This is a genomic window from Clostridium sp. CTA-19, from assembly GCF_054767855.1.
The window spans coordinates 100400-119480 of sequence record NZ_BAAABH010000001.1; the positions used below are offsets into that span (position 1 = coordinate 100400).

Genomic DNA, 19081 nt, shown 5'->3' on the forward strand with positions numbered 1-19081 from the left:
TATGGCGGAGAAAAAAATTTTAGTTGTCGATGATGAGGAACATATATTAGAACTTATAAAATTTAATTTAGAAAAGGAAGGATGTAATGTAATTACATCTAACACTGGTGATTTAGCATTGAAATGTGTAAAAGAAAATCATCCAGACTTAATATTATTAGACCTTATGTTGCCTGGAATTGATGGATTAGAGGTATGTAGAATTATTAGAAAAGATCCATCAATTTGTGAAATACCTATAATAATGATAACAGCAAAAGGTGAAGAAATAGATAAAATATTAGGATTAGAATTAGGGGCAGATGATTATATTACTAAACCATTTTCAGTAAGAGAATTAGTAGCTAGAGTAAAAGCTATATTAAGACGAACAGGTAGTAAAAAGGATAGTTCAGATTTTAAATTTGATAATATTACTATTAATTTTGACAAACATGAAGTGAAAATAGATGGTCAAAGGATTGAGTTAACTCTTAAAGAGTTTGAGTTACTTGAAATTCTTATAAAAAATGAAGGTAAGGTAGTAACGAGAGAAGTTTTACTTGATAAAATTTGGGGATATGAATATGTTGGAGAAACTAGAACAGTAGATGTTCATATAAGACACTTAAGACAAAAGATAGAGAAAGATGATAAGAACCCTAAATACATTCAAACTATAAGAGGGATAGGATATAGATTTAATTATGAAAAAAACGAAATCTAATGGATCTATGAAAAGAAAAATAACAGTATGTATACTTGTAGCTATAGTGTCAGTATTAGTATTAGTTACTATATTATTTTTAAATGTTTTAGATTATCAAAGGCAGGAAAGTGCAAAAGAAACTTTTAAAATATATGCTAATGCCATAAATGGTTTGATAGAAAGAGATATAAGTGAAAAGGATAAAATAGATTTTATTAAAGAACTAGAAAATGAAGAAATAAGGGTAACAATTTTAAAAAATGATTTAACTCTGATTTATGATTCAGTAAAAGATAACAATTATGAAGAAAAAGAAGAAGTTAATAGAGCTAATAAATATGGTGAAAGTTTTTTGATAAGAAAAAGCAATCATTTAAATTCCGATACAATATATTATGCTAAAAAATATGAAAATTATATAGTAAGGATATCAAGACTAGATAAAATAGTGGAAAATGTTGACAGAGCATATATAGCGTTATATGTTGCTCTTGTAATTACCACATTGATTTTTTCTATATGGATAGCATCTAAACTTTCTTATGTAATATCAAAGCCTATAAGTGATCTTCAAAAGATAACATCAATGATTGCAGATGGAGAATTAGATAGAAGAGTGAAGATAACTACAAATGATGAAATAGGTAAATTGGGGCAATGTTTTAATGGAATGGCTAATAAATTGGAATTTACTTTAAATGAAGTTAAAGAAAAACAAAATAGACTTTCGGCAATACTGCAAAGTATGGACAGTGGATTAATTGCTATAGATATAAATAACAAAGTTATAATGTTAAATGCATATACTAAAAAAATATTCAATATAGAAAAGGACGTTATAGGAGAAAACATAAATAATATATGTAAAAATTTTGATATGAATATGTTATTTGAAGATTTAGATAAAAATTATAAAGAAATAAAAATAGAAATTTCAAATGAAACATATCTTAGAGTAAGAACAGCTGAAATTATAAATAGAAGTCAACATATTGGAAAAGTTGCAGTAATACAAGATGTAACTGATGTAAAAAGATTAGAAAATGTAAGAAGTGAATTTGTAGCTAATGTATCACATGAATTAAAAACGCCGCTTACTTCGATAAAAGGATTTACAGAAACTTTAAAATATGTAGAGGATGAAGAAACAAGAAATAAGTTTTTAGGAATTATAGAAGAAGAAAGTGATAGATTAACAACATTAATATCAGATATATTGATTTTATCAGATATAGAAAGACAAATAGATTTAAAATTAGAGCAAGTAGATATAAATGTTGTAATAGAAAATGTCTACGAACTTATGAAAAATTTTGCGCAAACAAAAAATATAAATTTAAAAATGGAGCTTAATAAATTAAACATAGTTATGGCGGAAAAAGACAAACTAAAACAAATGATAATAAATTTAGTTGATAATGGGATAAAATATTCTGAAGGAAATAATGTAATAATAAGAACTAAGGATAAAGAAAATGGATGTATAATTGAGGTAGAGGATGATGGTGTCGGAATATCTAGTGAACATTTACCAAGATTATTTGAAAGGTTTTATCGAGTAGATAAAGACAGGTCAAGGTCTAGTGGGGGAACAGGATTAGGTTTGGCTATAGTTAAACATATAGCATTAAAATTCGATGCTAATATACAAGTTGAAAGTAATTTAGGGGTAGGTACCAAATTTCAAATATGGATACCTTATGAAAAAATGTGAAATATTTGAAAAAATATATAAATTGGTGTAATATAGTAATTATAAAGTGTTATTTGAAACACTAAAATATAGTCGTAATGATAATTATCTCCTAAATATAATGTATGTCTCAAAATAAAATTTGAATTTTATTTTGGGACTATTTTTTGTAATATAGATATTTCCAATCCTATGTATAAAGTTAAGTCTAAAAATCCAAAAATAACATAGCAATGAAAAAATTTTAATCAGTATTTCAAATGTCCAATTTTATATTCATAATACATTGATATTTTCAGTTAAAATAAGAATTTTAATTATGTAATTCAAATTTAGAATGAAAATAAATTTGAAAAATAATAAGATTTTCAAATTTATTTTATTATTTTATTAAAATGGGTAAAATTAAAATATAAATGAAAATAGTTTCAAGATAAACGTACTATTTAAAATACTAACTAAGGGAGTATTAAACGTTAATGGATATTGACTAATAACAGTAATTAATATAATATAACATAATGTATACAGTATAAAAAAGTAGAAAAAGGAGGAATCTAAATGAAAAATATAATCTCAAAAATTCTTCCTAATAGTATAGCTGAAGAAGTAGAAATTGAAACAGGTGATAAGCTTGTAAGTATCAATGGAAATGAAGTAAAAGATATTATAGATTACAAATTTCTAATTACTGATGAATACTTGGAAATAGAAGTTGAAAAACCAAATGGAGAAATTTGGGAAATTGAAATAGAAAAAGAATATGATGAAGATTTAGGTATAATATTTAAAGAAGCAATTCTGGATAAACCTATGAGTTGTCATAATAAATGCATATTTTGTTTTATAGATCAACTTCCAGAAGGAATGAGAGAAACCTTATATTTCAAAGATGATGATTCAAGACTTTCTTTTTTACAAGGAAATTTTTTAACTTTAACCAATATGAAAGATGAAGATATAGATAGGATAATAAAGTATAGAATTAGTCCTATAAATGTCTCAGTACATACAACTAACCCAGAGCTTAGGGTTAAAATGTTAAACAATAGGTTTGCAGGGAATATTTACGACATATTAAAAAAACTTTCAGATGCTGGCATAAAAATCAACACCCAAGTAGTTTGTTGCAAAGGAATTAATGATAGAGAAGAGCTTGTAAAAACAATAGAAGATTTATATAATCTGTATCCAAGTGTACAGAATTTAGCAGTAGTTCCTTTAGGGGTAACTAAATTTAGAAGAAATCTTAAAGAGTTAGAGCTTTTTGATAGAATCAGTTCTAAGGAATTAATAAAACATGTATCACAGTTACAAAGTAAATATATAAAATTAAGTGGAGATCCGTTTGTAAGGCTGTCAGATGAATTCTATGTTATGGCACAGGAAGATATTCCAAGTAGTGAGCATTATGGCTCCTATGAACAATTAGAAGACGGAATAGGCATGATAAGAATGTTAAGGGAAACTATATCAAATACAATAGGTAACCTTAATTTGAACATATCGGGAAGCATTTCTATGGTTACAGGTGTTTCTGCTGAAAAATTTATAAAAGAGGCAGCAAAAGAAATCATGGATGCTAATCCTAAAATAAAAATAAATGTGATAGCTATTAAAAATGAATATTTTGGGAAAACTATTACAGTAGCAGGGCTATTGACAGGTAGGGATATAATAAATACTGTAAAAGACCATGAGTTAGGGGATTATTTAATAATGCCTAATAATATGTTGAAAAAAGGATATGAATTAGGAGAGGAAGCACAAGGATTACTTTTAGATGATTATAAAGTTTCTGAGTTAGAAAAAATTTTAAAAAGAAAAATACTGATTTGTGATTATGCTGGGGATGATTTAATAAGCATAATAAACAAAAATTTGGAGGAGGATTAAGATGGGAAAACCAATAGTTGCAATAGTTGGAAGACCAAATGTAGGTAAATCTACGTTATTTAATAAGTTGGCTGGAAAAAGAATTGCTATAGTTCAAGATACACCAGGAGTTACTAGAGACAGAATATATGCTGAGGCTGAATGGCTAAATCATAATTTTACAATTATAGATACAGGTGGAATTGAGCCTACTAATGAAGATATAATAATGAGTCAAATGAGAAGACAAGCAAACATAGCTATAGAAACTGCTGATGTTATAGTATTTATAGTTGATGGAAAAGCTGGACTTCATCCATCAGATCATGAAGTAGCTCAAATGTTAAGAAAAAGTAAAAAACCTATAGTATTAGTTGTAAATAAGGTAGATAGAATAGAGCAAGAAGACAATGCATATGAGTTCTATAACTTAGGTATTGGAAATCCAGTAACAATATCAGCATCACAAGGATTAGGTCTTGGAGATATGTTAGATGAAGTAGTTAAACATTTTAACTATAATGATGCAAGTGAAGAAGAGGAAGAAGATATAAAAATAGCTATGATAGGGAAACCTAATGTAGGTAAATCTTCTTTAATCAATAAAATAATAGGTGAAGATAGAAATATAGTAAGTAATATTCCAGGAACTACCAGAGATGCAATTGACAGTAAGGTAGAAACTAATGAAGGTAAATTTACTTTAATAGATACAGCTGGATTAAGAAGAAAGAGCAAGGTTAAAGAGGAAATTGAAAGATATAGTGTTGTAAGAACTCTTACTGCAATAGAGAGAGCAGATGTTTGTATTTTAATGATAGATGCAACAGATGGTTTAAGTGACCAAGATGAAAAAATAGTTGGATATGCTCATGAATTAAACAAAGCAATAATGGTTATAGTTAATAAATGGGATTTGATTGAAAAAGATGATAAAACTATGAAAGAATTCCAAAATAATATTGCTAAAGGATTATCATTTATGAGTTATGCTCCATATCTGTTTATATCAGCAAAAACAGGTCAAAGAGTTAATAAGGTATTACAAATGGCTAAAGAATGTTATGATAGCTATAGTAAAAGAGTTGCAACTGGAGTTTTAAATGATGTTATAAGTAGAGCGGTACTTATGAAAGAACCTCCAATAGTAGCATTAAGAAGATTAAAAATATTTTATGCAACTCAAGTTGGAACAAAACCTCCAACATTTATATTCTTTGTAAATGACCCTAATCTATTACATTTCTCTTATGAAAGATACTTAGAAAATCAATTAAGAGAGAATTTTGAGTTTAAAGGTACAGGTATTAAACTAATATTTAGACAAAGAAAAGAAGATTAGGCATATGAAAAGAAATAAAAGGTAAAAGATTTGAAGCATATTTGTCACAAGACAAGAAGATGAAATTAAGTCATAGTGAGGCTATGTATGGATTTTGTCGACGAGGTATTCGTGACAAATAGGTGAGAATACTGATTTATTATTTATTTGATTATACCTTAATATAAGAACTGTGATTGAAAATCACAGTTCTTGGTGTATAAAGAGAAAATTATATTTGTAAATAAATAGAATTTGTATATAATTACTATATAGGTATTAAGAATAATGGGAGGTGTTTTATTTGGAAAAAGTATCTATATTAGGAGCTGGAAGTTTTGGAAGTGCACTAGGTGTTATGTTAGCAAAAAAAGGTGTAGAAGTTTCTATATGGGCTCATAAAAAAGAGACAATTGAAGATATAAATAAAAAAAGAGAAAATATAAAATATTTACCCAATGTTACAATTCCAAGCAATATGATTGGATATAATGATATGGAAAGTGCTGTTAAAGAGAGTAGTATAATAGTTTTGGCAGTTCCATCTCATGCTATAAGAGATATAAGCAAACAGTTATCAACTGTTGTAAATAAAAATCAAATAATTGTTACCGTTGCTAAAGGTTTAGAAAGTGGTACTTTGAAAAGAATGTCTGAAATAATAGATGAAGAAATTAAGGCTGCACCTGTAGTAGTTTTATCAGGTCCATCCCATGCTGAAGAGGTTGCAGTTGATATACCAACTACAGTGGTGGTTTCATCATTAAAAATGGAAGCGGCTGAAAAAGTACAGGATGTTTTTATGTCTAATAAATTTAGAGTTTATACTAATGATGATTTAATTGGTGTAGAAATTGGAGGAGCTTGTAAAAACATTATAGCATTAGCCGCAGGGATATCAGATGGTATAGGTTATGGTGATAATGCTAAGGCAGCGTTGATGACTAGAGGCATGCATGAAATAATGAAAATAGGAATAAAACTTGGAGGAAAGCCAGAAACATTTAATGGGCTTACAGGTTTTGGAGATCTTATAGTTACTTGTACAAGTGTTCATAGTAGAAATAGAAGAGCTGGAATATTAATTGGTAAAGGTATGTCTATGGATGAAGCAGTTGAAAATGTTGGTATGGTTGTTGAAGGAATAAAAGCCTGCAAAGCATTTTATGAGTTAAAGGAAAAAGAAAATATTACTATGCCGATAACAGATGTTTTATATAAAGTTTTATTTGAAAACAAAGATCCTAAATATGGGGTGTATGAGCTTATGTCAAGAAATAAAAAGAGAGAAAATGGCATATATGAATAAAATTAAAATGAAATTTAAAAATTAATATATTATATGAAAACCACTTTGGAAGTATTAAAACTTTCAAGGTGGTTTTTTATTATTTAATATTTTTAAGGTTTATTTAAGGGCTGTTTTATTTTTATGTAAGTTAACATCAATATAATTTAAGATGTAGATTAAAAACAATATAAGTTTTAGGAGATGTTAAACTATGAAAAAGAAAATGATAATTTTATTAATAGCAACTATTATACCATTAGGAATGATAGGATGTGGTAATAGCGTAAAAAGTGATTCAAATAAAAGTCAAGTAGAACAAAAAGAAGATAATGAATTTAAAATCAGCGAGTTAGGTGTATCTTTCAAAAAACCAAAAGATTTTAATGAAAGAATAGAAGGAAAAGGTGTAGTTGACTTTTTAGGGGTAGGTAATGATGGACAAGGTATCTATGGAAAGCTTATAGGAAATTATATAAGTGATAGTGCTTTTAAAAAGCTTGGAGAATTAGGAGAAAAATCAAATGGTGAAAGTTTAGATGAAGAATATATGAAGTTATTTGAGGAAAGTTTTAAACCATTATTTGAGATTGTAGGGATAGAAAAGGATAAAGCTAAAGAAAATACTCTAAAAGATATAGAGGAAAAATATAAAAATAGTGTAAAAGTAGGAGAGCAAGATGGTATAGAGTACTACTTAGTTTATGGAGCTAAAGATGAATATATAAAAGGTTTAAGTGACACAGAGAAAAAAGAGTATAATACTTATTTAGAACAGGCAGAAAATATAAAAAATAGTATAAAGGTTATAGATATTGTTACACCTAAAGATGAAGTTAATAAAATTAAAGGTAATAATAAAATAGAATTTGATACAAAGGATACCAATGGAAACAAGGTAGATTCTAAATTATTTTCACAACATAAAATAACAGTTGTAAATATATGGGGGACTGAATGCGGACCTTGTGTAGCAGAAATGCCAGTTTTTGAAGATTTATATAATGAGTATAAAGATAAGGGTGTTAATATTTTAGGTATAGTAAATGATGCTAAAGATGATGAAACAGCTAAAAGAGCTAAAGATATATTGGCAAAAAAAGCAGTTACATATGTCAATATAATTCCTGATGATAGTTTGAAAAATGGAGTTTTAAAAGATATAGTGGGAACTCCTACAACTATTTTAGTTGATAATGAAGGGAAAATAGTTGGTGAACCAATAATTGGTGGTAAAGAAAAAGATGAGTATAAAAAAATTATAGATGAATTTTTAAAATAATAACCAAATTAAGGTAACGGTATGTTACCTTAATTTGAAAATGTATAATATTAAATTCTATTTAAAATTAAGGTGTGGTGATTAAAGTGAAAAAGTTTATAACATATTGTACTTTATTTATGGCTATAGGATTTATTTTATTTGGAATTTATAGAGGAGAAGTTGGTATCGTTCTTCAAAAAGCTATAAATATATGTTTGGAGTGTATAGGTATTGGATAAGAGAAGAATTACACAAGTGATTTCAGCTATGGTTAGTAATGGATATTTTAAAGGTTTTTTTGAAGGTCATATATATAAGGGTAATTTAAAAAAGACTTGTGTTCCAGGTTTAAATTGTTATTCATGTCCAGGGTCTTTAGGATCATGCCCTATAGGATCACTACAGGCTACTATAGGAACGTTGAAGTATAATATGGCGTATTATACTATTGGCTTGATAACTCTCTTTGGAGTCATATTTGGAAGGCTTATTTGTGGGTTTATATGTCCCTTTGGATTAATACAAGATTTGTTATATAAAATACCATCTAAAAAAATTAATGTTAATAAAAAAGTTAATGGTGTTTTGAAATACTTAAAGTATATAGTGTTAGTAGTATTTGTAATAATTCTCCCTATGTTTTTAGTTGATGATGTAGGTATAGGAAGCCCTTATTTTTGTAAACTTATATGTCCAGCAGGAACATTAGAGGCTGGTATACCTTTAACTATAATGAATGTATCATTAAGAGGAACTATAGGATTTTTGTTTAAATGGAAAGTATTTATACTAATTATAACCATACTTTTATCTATAGTTGTATATAGACCGTTTTGTAGATATATTTGTCCATTAGGAGCAATATATTCACTGTTTAATCCTATAAGTTTTTATAAGCTGAATGTTAATAAAGATAAGTGTACAATGTGTAAAAAATGTATGAGAAAGTGTAAATTGAATATAGAAGTATATAAAAATCCTAATAGTTTAGAATGTATAAGATGTGGAGAATGTGCTAAGGAATGTAGTAAAGGAGCTATAACTAAAGGGTTTGATTTACCTTTAATAAAAAATAACCATAAAAGAGAATAACTCTTTTATGGTTATTTTTTTTATTTTATTCTGATTTTTAATATCTGTGCATAAAATATAGGATAAATTAAAAGTTATAAATTTTAAAACTTGGATACCAAGAATATAAGACAAAATCTAAAGTGCTTAGAACTAAACACTACATTTTATATAAAAGTATTTTAAAGTTATTGAATAAATTTAAATGGGAGCTCATTTTCTTATATTAATAAATATTGATTAAAAGTAATTTTCATCAAAATGGTATATTAGTTTTATTTTTCTAATATATATATAGTGTCAATATTAAGTTGTGGGAGGGTGAAACTTGGAAAATTTTAATATATACAATGATATAGCCGAAAGAACACAAGGGGATATATATGTTGGGGTAGTAGGACCAGTTAGGACTGGAAAGTCAACTTTCATAAAGAGATTTATGGAAATGATGGTTATACCTAACATAGAAAACGAACATAAGAAAGAAAGAGCAAAGGATGAATTACCACAAAGTGGTTCAGGAAAATCTATTCATACAACAGAACCTAAGTTTGTACCTAATGAGGCAATAGAAATCAAATTGGAAAATGGAGCTTTATTTAAAGTTAGAATGGTAGATTGTGTTGGGTATATAGTTAAAAATGCATTGGGATATAATGAAGAACAAGGTCCTAAAATGGTAAATACACCTTGGTTTGATTATGAAATTCCTTTTGAAGAAGCAGCAGAAATAGGCACTAAAAAAGTAATAAATGATCATTCAACAATAGGCATAGTTATGACTACAGATGGTTCTATTGCAGGGTTAGATAGAGAAGAGTATGTTGAAGCTGAAGAAAGAGTTATATCTGAATTAAAATCTATAAATAAACCTTTTATAATATTATGTAATTGCAAAGATGTAAACACAGAGGAAAGTAAAAATCTGCGTAAAGAAATGGAAAAAAAATATGATATTCCAGTGCAATTAGTAAATGTTATGGAGTTGGATAAAGAGGGTGTATCAGACATATTCAGCAATGTACTTAAAGAATTCCCAGTTAAAGAAATTAACATAGACATGCCACAATGGATAGAAGAACTAGATAGTAAACATTGGTTAAAGGTTAATATAATGAGTGCTTTAAAAGATATGAGTGGAGAAATAACCAAAGTTAGAGATATTACAAAAATTTTAGAAAACCTTGATGGATTAGAGAATTTATCTGCCATAAAAATCAAAGAAATGAAAATGGGTGATGGAACTTCAAGGCTAGATATACTACCTAAGAAAGAATTGTTTTATAAAATTTTAGGTGAAACTTGTAGTATAGATATAAAAAATGAAAGTCAGTTATTAAAAATGATGGAAAGTTTTTATAAAGCTAAAGTTGAATACGATAAAATAAAAGATGCGCTAATTGATGTTAATAATACAGGATATGGGTTGGTGGCTCCACAGTTATCAGAAATGAAGCTAGAGGTTCCAGAGCTTATAAATAGTGGAGCTAGAAAGGGAATAAAACTAAAAGCTTCAGCACCTTCTTTGCATATTATAAGGGCAGACGTGGAAACAGAAGTTCCAATAGTTGGGACTGAAAAGCAAAGTGAAGACTTTTATAAGGCTATTCTAGATCAATTTGAGAATGACCCATCTCAAATATGGCAAAGCAATATGTTTGGAAAGCCTTTAGAGGAAATAGTTAAAGAAGGTCTTCAAAGTAAATTGTATAAAATGCCAGATGATGTTCAAAATAAATTGCAACGAACTCTTCAAAAAATTATAAATGAAGGAAGCGGAGGGTTAATTTGCATAATATTGTAATGAAAAAATAAATGTATAAAATGGTAAAAATGGAGTGAATTTAAAAATCACTCCATTTTTAATTTTGCAACAATAGCACATTATTGCAAGAAAAAAATCATAATTGTTAGTGTTTTTTGGCTTAAATTCTTAGGTTTGTGTAATAAAAAAAATAGGTCAGAATGATTATTGAGAAAAAATGAATAGTAACTATTAATAGTATAAAAATTTTAAATCTTCTTTTTTAAGAATAAACACTTTAAAAAACTAAAAAATGTTGTAAAATATTTATTGAAAGAGTTTAAACTTAAAATTAAATTTTTGTAAATTATATGAGATGAAAATAAATAAATCCTTTCAAAATTTTATTGGATTAAACATATTATTTGATTAATGGAATAAAATCCATATATGAATGGTTAGACGTGATAGTAATTAGGAGGTATATACACATGAAAAAAGTAGTTGTTATTTTTAATGGTGGCACAATATCAATGAAGGTAGATGAAAGAATTAAGGCGGCAGTTCCAACTTTAAATGGTGAGGAAATAATGTCTATGGTTACTGGAATTGAATCTCATGCGGAAGTAGAATCATATAACTTTTCATCATTGCCAAGCCCACATGTTACACCAGAACTTATGTTAGAATTATCTAATTATATAAAAGGTTTTTTAGAAAGAGAAGATGTTGATGGTGTTGTTGTCACACATGGAACAGATACTTTAGAAGAAACAGCATATTTCCTACACTTAACAATTAAGAGTGACAAACCAATAGTTATAACTGGATCTATGAGAAATAGTTCAGAACTTGGATATGATGGTCCAGCTAACTTAGCGGCATCTATATGTACAGCTACATCTAATCAAGCAAGGGGTAGAGGTGTTTTAGTTTGTTTAAATGATGAAATTAATGCAGCAAGTGAAGTAACTAAATCTCATTCAATGAAGCTTAACACATTTGAAAGTCCAGAATTTGGGCTAGTAGGAATTGTAGACAACAATGAAGCACATTTCTATAGAGAAAGTTTGGATCATGATTACATAGGAATTGATAAAATAGAAACTGATGTTGAATTAATTAAAGCTTGCGCTGGGATGGATGGAAAATATATAGATTTTTGTGTAGAGCGTGGTGTGAAGGGATTAGTTGTAGAGGGCACTGGAAGGGGAAATTTACCACCTCAAATGGCTACATCTGTTAAAAAAGCTATAGAAAAAGGTATACCTGTAGTTATGGTTACTAGATGCTACAGAGGTAGAGTTTTAGATAGCTATGGTTATGAAGGCGGTGGAAAAGACCTAAGAAATGCAGGGGTTATATTTGCTGATAGTATGCCAGGACAAAAAGCTAGGATAAAACTTATTATAGCATTAGGAAAAACTAAAAATATAACAGAGATAAGAAAAATATTTGAAAATGGACATTACTAAAATATAAAAGCCTTTATAAAATAGATGTAATATAAACGAAAATATTACATCTATTTTTGTGATTTTTTATATTTTTAAGATAATATTTAAATTAAAATGGAATTTATAGGAATAGTTTGTAAAAAATATTAACATAAAATGATTTTTATTTTAAAAATAGGTAAAAAGTGAAAATTTAACCTAATATTTGTGCTATAATAAAATTTAAATTAGTATATTAAATATAGTAAATGTTTTAGGTCAAGATTATAATATAATTAGAAATTAATATATGAATCAAAACATTAATTAGATATTAAAAAAATAATTGATTTCAAATGTTAAAAAAATAACAAATAACAGATTCTGAAGAAATGATATTTAGTTTAAAAGTTTATTTTAGTAAAATTTTAAAAATTAAAGAAGTGAAAAATAATATATTAAAAGAAAATCATCACCTTTTTTATTAGTAGCTAGAAATTACTTGCCCATAATATTGAAAACTAATAAAAGGGAGGGTATTATGTATATTCGTATAGGAATCTGTGAAAGTGATATTGCGCAAAGAAACTCTTTAAAAAAATATTTAAACAAAATTATTGGAGAAACAGGGTTTGAATATGAATTGTTAGAGTTTGATTCTGGAGAAGAACTTTTGAAAAATTATAGAAGAATGAATATTATATTTTTGGACATAAATGTAGGAAAAATAAATGGAATAGAAGCGGCTAAAGAGATAAGAAAATTTGATTCCACAGTAGAAATAATATTTGTAACGAAGTTTAATAATTATATTTATGAGGGTTATGAAGTAAGAGCATATAGATATTTATTGAAACCTATAAGGTATGAAACTATTAAAGTTGTTACATTAAAATGTATTAAAAATATTAATAGACAAAAAAAATTGGTTATTAAATATAAGGGAGAAATCATAATTTTAAATATAGATGAGATTGAGTATATAGAAGTAATGCAAAAGATGATTACTATACACACAGAAGACAATGAATATATGCTTAAAATGACTTTGAGTAAATTTGAAGAAAAATTATCTGAATATAATTTTTTTAGATGTCATAAAAGTTTTTTAGTCAATCTTAATAAATTAAAAGAAATAAAGGATAATATAATTAAAATTAATGATACTTATATACCTATAAGCAAATATCGATTAAAAGAATTTAGAGAAAAGTTAACAAAAATTTTAGAGGACTCCATATGGATTTAAATTAATTTATGTACTATTAAGTTAAATGTTTCTGTGTTCTTTAAATTTACAAATATATTTTAAAATGGATGAGTAATTATGTGTTAACTTTTGGTGATGAGATTTAAATTAATGTAATTGAATTAAAATATCATAATTTTATTTTAAGTATATTTCTCATAAAGTAAAGATTATGAAATTAAATTTAAGAAGAAACTATATTTTTTATTATTTCTTAAATATTAGAAATGAATATATGATTTATTATACTTATTTCATGAATTTTATTTAGACTTTAGAATATAATAATGATTTTAATATATAAAATACCGCCAATTAAAATCACTTGTAATTATCTTTATAATTACAAGTGATTTTTTAAAACTTAATAAGTGTGTAATTAAAATTCAGCCTGCACCATATATAAGGAAATAAACTTAAACTTCAATAATATTCATTAAATTTTTAGTATTAGTTAAGAAAAAAATAAGCTGTTAACCATTAGTATGATATTAATCTTCAATTTTCTCATTTGATAAATATATAAATAAAAATTTATTTTAAAATCCTACATGTTTGGTAAAAATGAAACATATATAATTAAAATTAATTAAATTATGAATAAATATAATAAAAAATAGACAAAATGTGACAAAAATATGGACAGAGATTAAAAAAAATCTATTTATTCTAGTATAAGTATTATTCATACCAATTATATTGAAAAAAAATAGAATCATGATACAATTTTTTTAAAGTTAAACTTAAAAAATGGGACAAGTAATATAAGGTTAAGGCAAAATTATATTTTAGGTGATGAAAATATATTAAAACTAAAATAAAATTTATTGAAAATGAATTTGTTAAATAAAATTAATTAGACAGTATAAAATAGGTGCTTTTAAAAAAGGAGAACTATATATTAAAGTGTTAAAAATAAATAGTTATATGCTTTTAGTGCTTATTTAAAATGCAAACGATGACATTCTAAATTAAGTTTTGTACATTGATATAGGGAAACAAGCCCCAATTTAAATTTATTCACTAACTTTAAAATATTTTTATATAAAATGTAGTGTTGAATTCTAAGTGATTCGGAGCATGTCTAACTATTTTAGGTATCTAAGTTTTGAAACAAGTAATTTTAAAAGTAAACTTGGAGCCCTGTAGTTTTCTTTTAGTTAACTTTCTGATTTGACAGGTTAAATAAATAGGAAACATCAATGTTCATATAAAAAATTATATTAAGTTAAGGAGGGAAAGTTTATGAAATTTATAAAAAAGCCATCTAACAAATTTCAATTAGGATTTTGCGTAGTTTGTGACAAAAATTGCGACAACAGATGTGCAGATCAATGTATAGTTATGGATCCTAGTAGCAATAGTTAATAAAAAATATCAAAATTGATTAAGTGGGGGTGGAATAAATGAAATTTATAAGAAAACCATCAGAAAAATATGCGTTAGGTTTTTGCAATGCATGTTCAGAAAATTGTCATAACGATTGTTCTAAACAAGCTGGATGTGGTTATTGTACATCATACAATGAAAGTAATTAATTTTAAATACAGTAAGCAAAATATAACATTTAACAATTGTATAACGTAATTATTAATTTAAGTTTGTAATTAGAGTTTATATAAATATAGTAATTTTAAAAGCATAAATAATGGATAGTAGAGGTAGTAGTATATGAAATTTATAATTAAGCCTAAAAATTTTAAAAATGGTTTATGCTATTGTGATCAGTGCGATTATTGTTCATTAAAATGTGCTAGTAGATGTGGAATTTATACGTAATATAAAATAGTATAGTAATTTTATTGATAATTGTTATATTAAATTTTATAGGGAAACTATCTTGTTGATAAATTTCAAATTAAATTCTTTAATTTCTTTCTTTTATAGGGAATAACTTTTCAAGAAAAACTAGCATAGCTTTGATGAATTTATAAAATTTAGAGTGGCTATATGATTAACTCAATATAGTAGATACTATGAGGGGAGAGAAATTATGAAATATGTGAAAAAACCAGCTGAAAAATTTTCTAAAGGATATTGTTTAATATGTTCAGGAAATTGTATAAATGACTGCGTAGGACAAACTATATGTCAATATGCATTTAATTAATAAGAAGATACATTCTTAGAAATTTAAATAAATATTAAAAATTTATCAATAAAATTCAGAAAATTATAACAATAGCTTTAAGAATTATAGTAAGCGTTATAAAAATATCATATAATTCGTAGTTTAAGGGCATAAAAAGGGAGGGCTGATAGGTGAAATATATTATTAAAAATATGAACTATAAAGATGGATTTTGTGTCATAGGGTGTTCAGACAAAGGTTGCAGTAAGGTATGTGTAAACAATTGTACAAGAGTTTGTGTCGTGGATTGTCCAATTAACGGAAATTAATATAAAAGTAATACAACAAGTGTTTTGATTGGAGATTTTATCATGAAATATGTAATTTATAGAAAGAAGGAATTAAGATATAGTTTAGGCTATTGTTATTGTAGCAATTGTAGTGATTGTCATGAAAATTGTGGAAATCAATGTAAGACATATTATTATTAAATAATCTGTTATAATCTTAAGTTTTAACTTTATTATAAATTAAAAGTAATTTTGTTCTACACTATTTTATAATATGATTTTACTTAAAAATATACTCCAAATTTTTAATTTATAAGTTTAACATACTAAGTAAGTTATTTAAGACTTGTCTTAGGATTATATCTTAAAATATATAATCAGTGATAATATGTTAATTTGTAATATTGATTTTATTAATAATTAAAAATTAATTTATATATTAATAAGAAAATAGGAGGAGTTTATGAGATATATAATAAGAAAATCAAAAAATGAAGATGGCTATTGTCTTTGTAAAAATTGTCCTAAACGAACTTGTGCGGAAGTATGTCTAGAAGATGGTTGCATTGATGTTTGTGTGGTATATAGCTTAAATTTCTAAATCATACGTATGTATAGATAAGTTTTTTGGTGTCTTACATTAAAGTATATAAAATTAACAGTAATATATTAAATTTAAATATTGATTTCTCTTTTCGTAATATTATAGGGAAACAAGCTCAAATTTAAATTTATTCAACAATCTTAAAATATTTTTACACAAGATGTAGTGTTGAATTCTAAGTGATTCAGAACATGTCTCACTATTTGGGATATCCAAGTTTTGGGATGGATAATTTTAAGAGTCAACTTGGAACCCTATAACATGAAAAGAGAAGTCAATTTATATAAATTCAATGAATTAGGAGGGGGTCATGAAGTATATAATAAAAAAATCAAAGAATATGAATTGGTATTGCTATTGTTCAGATTGTAATGTGTGTGAAAATTGCAATAATTGCGAGGTATATCATTCTATGATATAAAACAAATAAATTTAATTGTAAAAAATTACATATTAGGGGGCAGGAATTATGAAAAAATCAAAATATAATAAGATAATTAAATTGGAAAATGGGAAAACAATAGCTTTTAATAGTGTTACTTGTGCATTAGCAGAAGTAGAGGATGAATTTTTGAATGTACTAGAAAACATCGAGAATATAGATACTGAAAACTTGAGTGGAAAGATGAAAGAATTAGTTGAGGATATGTCTGAAGGAAATTATATAGTTCATAATGACATGGATGAATTAAAATTATTAAAGTATAGGAATTATAATGGAAAATTTTCAAGTTCATCTTTGGGATTAGTTATTGCACCTACATTAGCTTGTAATTTTGCTTGCCCTTATTGTTATGAAACTCCTAAATCAGGAATGATGACTAAAGAGGTTCAAGATAGTTTAATAGAAATGATAGAAGAAAATGCAAAAAATAAAAATAGTATAAGTATAACATGGTATGGTGGAGAACCACTATTAGCTAAAGATATGATATTTGATTTTTCAAAAAGAGCTATAGATATATGTGAAAAAGAAAATGTTAAATATAGTTCATATATTGTAACAAATGGATATTTAATAGATGAAGAAACTATTGAAAATATGAAAATAGCCAGAATAACAGGAGCTCAAATTACAGTAGATGGACCTCCTAGTATTCATAATAAGAGAAGAAAATTAAAGAATTCAGATGAGGAAACTTTTACTACAATAATTTCTAATGTGAAAAAGCTTATAGATGGTGGAATAAAAAATATAGCTATTAGAATAAATGTAGATAAAACAAATATTAATCATGTTGAAGAATTATTAGATATATTAGAAGAAAATGGTTTGAAAGATGTTATTGTAAATTTAGGACATGTTACTGCATACACAGATACTTGCAATGGTATAGCAAATAACTGTTTAAATACAGAAGAATATGCAAAAAGTGATAGCAAATATCAGAAAATATTATTTGAAAGAGGGTATAAAGTTTCAGGAGCATATCCATTTTATCCAAGTATAAAAGCAAATTACTGTTGTGCTGATAATGTTGGAGCTTATGTAGTTGATGCAGAAGGATATATGTACAAATGTTGGAATGATGTAGGAAATATTGATAAGGCTGTAGGAAATGTGACTACAATTAAAACTAAAGTAGATGAAAAAATGTATGCTCGTAATATGGATTATATATTATGGTCACCTTTTGAATATGAGGAATGTAGAGAGTGTAGCATATTACCAATATGTATGGGTGGGTGTCCTTATAAAGGAACAATGAATGAAAAGCCAGAATGTGAGAAATGGATATATAATTTAGAGGAAACAATAATAGCAACATATAATCAAAGTAGTGAAGTTGGATGTGATAGGGGATGTTGCTGTGAATAACCTTAATCTTGATATTAAAGATTTAAGGGTGTTAAGAGATATAACCGATTATTTTAACTTTTATTATAGAATAAGAAATATAAGAAATATATTTCATTTTAATAATAAAGTTACTATAGATGTTATAGATGGATTAGATGAATTATCAAAAATAATCGGCAATAAAGTACCAGATTGGGTTATTGGTACAAGCTTTGATGATGTAATTCTAATATTAGATCATGATAAGTGGAGAAAGTTAAATAATGAAACTGTTGACAATTTAATACTACATGAATTTATTCATGTAGTATTAAATTCAAAAGCACAAATTAAATTGCCAATTTGGTTGAATGAAGGCTTAGCAATGTATTTTGCTGATCAATATAATTCTTATATAAATAAGGTTCCTAAAATAGGTGAGAATTTTGATTTTTATAAGATTGATTACAATAATAATGAAATTTATCACATATCAGTATATACAGTTATTAAATTAATTGATAAATATGGCATAGATTGTATTGTTGATAAAGCTTTAAAAACTAAAAATTTTGAGCAAAGTGAGATTTTAAATAACAAGAACTTGCTAAGTTTATTTTAAAAATAAAAATAAAATTAAGTTTATGAAAATTAGTTCTGGAATGGGTAGTAGTTAATATAACTATTTATCATTTCTTAATGATAAA

The 19081-nt window shown here is 26.0% G+C and carries 21 protein-coding genes; all 21 read left to right on the forward strand.

The window, feature by feature from the left end; genetic code table 11:
- Position 1 precedes the first annotated feature (1 nt).
- The 21 genes from ACYUE0_RS00465 (at position 2) to ACYUE0_RS00565 (ending at position 18996) form a co-directional block, all read left to right on the forward strand.
- Complete coding sequence (locus tag ACYUE0_RS00465) at positions 2-706, forward strand: response regulator (protein ID WP_061995483.1); 705 nt, start codon at positions 2-4, stop codon at positions 704-706.
- Positions 687-2402 (forward strand): HAMP domain-containing sensor histidine kinase, encoded by a 1716-nt coding sequence (locus tag ACYUE0_RS00470; RefSeq protein WP_199869156.1) that lies wholly within the window; start codon positions 687-689, stop codon positions 2400-2402. The genes ACYUE0_RS00465 and ACYUE0_RS00470 overlap by 20 nt, the downstream gene beginning before the upstream one ends.
- 540 nt (positions 2403-2942) lie before the next feature.
- Positions 2943-4277: a DUF512 domain-containing protein gene (locus ACYUE0_RS00475; RefSeq protein WP_460269127.1), complete on the forward strand. Its 1335-nt coding sequence runs from the start codon at positions 2943-2945 to the stop codon at positions 4275-4277.
- A gap of 1 nt (position 4278) precedes the next feature.
- Positions 4279-5598 carry a ribosome biogenesis GTPase Der gene (gene der, locus ACYUE0_RS00480; RefSeq protein ID WP_061995486.1) on the forward strand — a complete coding sequence of 440 codons (1320 nt, stop codon included), beginning with the start codon at positions 4279-4281 and terminating at the stop codon, positions 5596-5598.
- A gap of 283 nt (positions 5599-5881) precedes the next feature.
- Positions 5882-6886, forward strand: a complete 1005-nt coding sequence (locus tag ACYUE0_RS00485; protein ID WP_460269128.1) for an NAD(P)H-dependent glycerol-3-phosphate dehydrogenase — start codon at positions 5882-5884, stop codon at positions 6884-6886.
- A gap of 193 nt (positions 6887-7079) precedes the next feature.
- Complete coding sequence (locus ACYUE0_RS00490; RefSeq protein ID WP_061995487.1) at positions 7080-8147, forward strand: TlpA disulfide reductase family protein; 1068 nt, start codon at positions 7080-7082, stop codon at positions 8145-8147.
- 86 nt (positions 8148-8233) lie between these two features.
- Complete coding sequence (locus ACYUE0_RS00495; RefSeq protein ID WP_431603317.1) at positions 8234-8368, forward strand: CD1871A family CXXC motif-containing protein; 135 nt, start codon at positions 8234-8236, stop codon at positions 8366-8368.
- Positions 8361-9221, forward strand: a complete 861-nt coding sequence (locus ACYUE0_RS00500) for a 4Fe-4S binding protein (protein ID WP_460269129.1) — start codon at positions 8361-8363, stop codon at positions 9219-9221. Before ACYUE0_RS00495 ends, ACYUE0_RS00500 begins: the two co-directional genes overlap by 8 nt.
- Before the next feature lie 307 nt (positions 9222-9528).
- Positions 9529-11004, forward strand: a complete 1476-nt coding sequence (gene spoIVA / locus ACYUE0_RS00505) for a stage IV sporulation protein A (protein WP_061995489.1) — start codon at positions 9529-9531, stop codon at positions 11002-11004.
- Positions 11005-11435: 431 nt separating this feature from the next.
- On the forward strand, positions 11436-12419 hold the full coding sequence (locus ACYUE0_RS00510; protein ID WP_460269130.1) for an asparaginase: 984 nt from the start codon (positions 11436-11438) through the stop codon (positions 12417-12419).
- 502 nt (positions 12420-12921) lie between these two features.
- Positions 12922-13629: a LytR/AlgR family response regulator transcription factor gene (locus tag ACYUE0_RS00515; protein WP_207710390.1), complete on the forward strand. Its 708-nt coding sequence runs from the start codon at positions 12922-12924 to the stop codon at positions 13627-13629.
- A 1245-nt stretch (positions 13630-14874) separates the two neighbouring features.
- Complete coding sequence (locus ACYUE0_RS00520) at positions 14875-14997, forward strand: Clo7bot family Cys-rich peptide (protein ID WP_082761199.1); 123 nt, start codon at positions 14875-14877, stop codon at positions 14995-14997.
- Positions 14998-15035: 38 nt separating this feature from the next.
- Complete coding sequence (locus tag ACYUE0_RS00525) at positions 15036-15167, forward strand: Clo7bot family Cys-rich peptide (protein ID WP_082761200.1); 132 nt, start codon at positions 15036-15038, stop codon at positions 15165-15167.
- 133 nt (positions 15168-15300) lie between these two features.
- Positions 15301-15408, forward strand: a complete 108-nt coding sequence (locus tag ACYUE0_RS00530; RefSeq protein ID WP_082761201.1) for a Clo7bot family Cys-rich peptide — start codon at positions 15301-15303, stop codon at positions 15406-15408.
- A 214-nt stretch (positions 15409-15622) separates the two neighbouring features.
- Positions 15623-15739, forward strand: a complete 117-nt coding sequence (locus tag ACYUE0_RS00535) for a Clo7bot family Cys-rich peptide (protein WP_081496223.1) — start codon at positions 15623-15625, stop codon at positions 15737-15739.
- Between the two features lie 152 nt (positions 15740-15891).
- The gene (locus ACYUE0_RS00540) at positions 15892-16029 is read left to right on the forward strand and encodes a Clo7bot family Cys-rich peptide (protein WP_082761202.1); all 138 of its coding nucleotides are present in this window, start codon (positions 15892-15894) and stop codon (positions 16027-16029) included.
- A gap of 42 nt (positions 16030-16071) precedes the next feature.
- A complete protein-coding gene (locus ACYUE0_RS00545) occupies positions 16072-16191 on the forward strand; it encodes a Clo7bot family Cys-rich peptide (protein WP_081496222.1) in 120 nt (39 codons plus the stop codon).
- Between the two features lie 262 nt (positions 16192-16453).
- On the forward strand, positions 16454-16591 hold the full coding sequence (locus ACYUE0_RS00550) for a Clo7bot family Cys-rich peptide (RefSeq protein ID WP_157450872.1): 138 nt from the start codon (positions 16454-16456) through the stop codon (positions 16589-16591).
- 313 nt (positions 16592-16904) lie between these two features.
- Complete coding sequence (locus ACYUE0_RS00555; protein WP_157450873.1) at positions 16905-17015, forward strand: Clo7bot family Cys-rich peptide; 111 nt, start codon at positions 16905-16907, stop codon at positions 17013-17015.
- 48 nt (positions 17016-17063) lie between these two features.
- On the forward strand, positions 17064-18413 hold the full coding sequence (gene ctpM / locus ACYUE0_RS00560) for a radical SAM/SPASM domain Clo7bot peptide maturase (protein WP_460269131.1): 1350 nt from the start codon (positions 17064-17066) through the stop codon (positions 18411-18413).
- Complete coding sequence (locus tag ACYUE0_RS00565; RefSeq protein WP_460269132.1) at positions 18406-18996, forward strand: gluzincin family metallopeptidase; 591 nt, start codon at positions 18406-18408, stop codon at positions 18994-18996. The genes ctpM and ACYUE0_RS00565 overlap by 8 nt, the downstream gene beginning before the upstream one ends.
- Positions 18997-19081: the final 85 nt, after the last annotated feature.